Origin of the sequence: Pseudomonas baetica, from assembly GCF_019733355.1 — a bacterium.
Taxonomy (GTDB): domain Bacteria; phylum Pseudomonadota; class Gammaproteobacteria; order Pseudomonadales; family Pseudomonadaceae; genus Aquipseudomonas; species Aquipseudomonas baetica_A.
In genome coordinates this window covers 1-1,651 of the sequence record NZ_JAIHLQ010000112.1, presented here as the reverse complement: position 1 = coordinate 1,651, position 1,651 = coordinate 1, and the positions used below count along the sequence as shown (strand labels likewise).

Here is a 1,651-nt window from a genome sequence, read left to right as displayed (position 1 = left end):
GTACCAGTCGATATTTCTATTGCCTGACACACCGCCTTCGCGAGCAAGCCCGCTCCCACAGGATCTGCGTTCAGTCTGCCGTGAATTGTGAGGGGGGAACACCCAGCTCCCGGCGGAACATGTCGCTGAAACTGCTCGGCGAATAGCCCAGCTCACGGGCGATGACGCTCACGGCAACGCCTTGGATCAACTGCGCCACCGCCGTCGCCAGTTGCACTTGCCGCCGCCATTCGGCGAAGCCCATGCCCAGGCAGTCCTTGAACAACCGCGCCAATGTACGCACGCTGGCCCCGGCGTGTTCCGCGTGCTGTTCGAAAGAAATTTCCAGCGACGGCGCGGCCATCACCGCCTGACACACATTCATCAAGCGCCGGTCGGAATCGTCCGGCAACGGGATCTTCAACGGCGAACGCCTGGCGCGTTTTAGCTCCAGCAAGGCCAAGCCGACCATCGCCTCGTAGTAGGCCGGCTCACCACTGTCGCCCTGCTCCACCAGCCCGACGATCAACTCACGCAGCAACCCGCCGACCTCGATCACCTGCACCGTCTCATCCAGCGTCGCCGCGAGCGCCGGACGCCAGTAGATATTGCGCATCTGCAAATCCGACACCACCCGAATCCCGTGCGGCACCCCGGGCGGCAACCACACCGCCCGTTGCGGCGGCACCACCAGCGCCTCGTGCGGGGTTTCAACCCACATCACCCCGCTCATCGCATACAACAGCTGCCCCCAGACATGCTCATGCGGCTCGATATACAAACCACGCGGATACGTGCGCGCCAGCGGCTGCACGGGTACATCGGTGTCACTGAGATCGGGGGGCGCGGCGAGGGCCATGGCGAGCATTCATTGGGGTTGGCGAAGGCGTCATGGTAACCAGTGCGCCACCGCGTCGCCATGGATAGATACCGTCCGACAATCCGAGTGAATTTTCCGCTCGCGCCGCGATCCTTCTATTACCACAGGGAGGATTACGGGCTTTATGAACAACGCAAAACTGTTTGTCATCGATTACACCCTTCACGGCACGCCCAAGTCGTTCATTATCCGCTCGGACAAAATGGACAACGCCGAGGCGTGGCACTGGGCGAGCTGCGACGCGGGAGTGGGTCGAATTCCGCGCTTCGGCCGCGAAAAGGTGCAGAAGACCAGCAAACCGATGGCGGAAAAATTCGGCGTGGAAAACGTCATGTGGCGACCGGCGAGCTAGGCTTTGCCTGGCGATTGGAAAAAATCGGGGGGAATGCACCATGAGCACCATCAGCAGTCCGGCGCATCTGGATTACGGCTTGGACACACTGTTCGGTCGTATCACCAAAAGTGTCGATTGTCAGGTGGGGCTGGAAGCTGTCGAAGACGACCCGTTCAGCTTCGCCCTGCGGGTGTCAGCGCCGCTCCCCGACAGCCTTGACCAAGCGAAAACCGTGGTGGTCAGGGTTGAAGGCCGACGATTGCAAGGCACAGTGCGGCATACCGAACGGCTGGATGACGACAGCCTGAAACTGCAAGTGGAGCCTGATTAGGCTCCACTTTTTGTGGTGCGCCAGGCATGGCGCGTAGCGCCGTGACTGGCGCTGTTCAGCTCACTGTGGTGGTGAGCCGAACGACTTGGAGGTGAAAGTCCTCTACACACCCGGCAAGGGGAAGTGT

Annotated in this window: 3 protein-coding genes; 2 read left to right on the top strand and 1 reads right to left on the bottom strand. The window is 61.2% G+C overall.

Going from position 1 to position 1,651, the window contains the following annotated elements; translation table 11 throughout:
• Positions 1 to 70: 70 nt before the first annotated feature.
• The gene (locus K5E40_RS34275) at positions 71 to 847 is read right to left on the bottom strand and encodes a helix-turn-helix domain-containing protein (RefSeq protein ID WP_221734425.1); all 777 of its coding nucleotides are present in this window, start codon (positions 845 to 847) and stop codon (positions 71 to 73) included.
• Between the two features lie 136 nt (positions 848 to 983).
• On the opposite strand from K5E40_RS34275, the gene K5E40_RS34270 reads away from it, so the two are divergent.
• Entirely contained in the window at positions 984 to 1,211 is a 228-nt protein-coding gene (locus tag K5E40_RS34270) for a DUF6555 family protein (protein WP_221734424.1), read from the top strand.
• A 40-nt stretch (positions 1,212 to 1,251) separates the two neighbouring features.
• The gene (locus K5E40_RS34265; protein ID WP_221734423.1) at positions 1,252 to 1,524 is read left to right on the top strand and encodes a hypothetical protein; all 273 of its coding nucleotides are present in this window, start codon (positions 1,252 to 1,254) and stop codon (positions 1,522 to 1,524) included.
• Positions 1,525 to 1,651: the final 127 nt, after the last annotated feature.

Coding starts and splice junctions, on each gene's coding strand:
- K5E40_RS34270 (WP_221734424.1), top strand. CDS start 984: ATGAACAACGCAAAACTGTTTGTCATCGATTACACCCTTCACGGCACG.
- K5E40_RS34265 (WP_221734423.1), top strand. CDS start 1,252: ATGAGCACCATCAGCAGTCCGGCGCATCTGGATTACGGCTTGGACACA.
- K5E40_RS34275 (WP_221734425.1), bottom strand. CDS start 847: ATGCTCGCCATGGCCCTCGCCGCGCCCCCCGATCTCAGTGACACCGAT.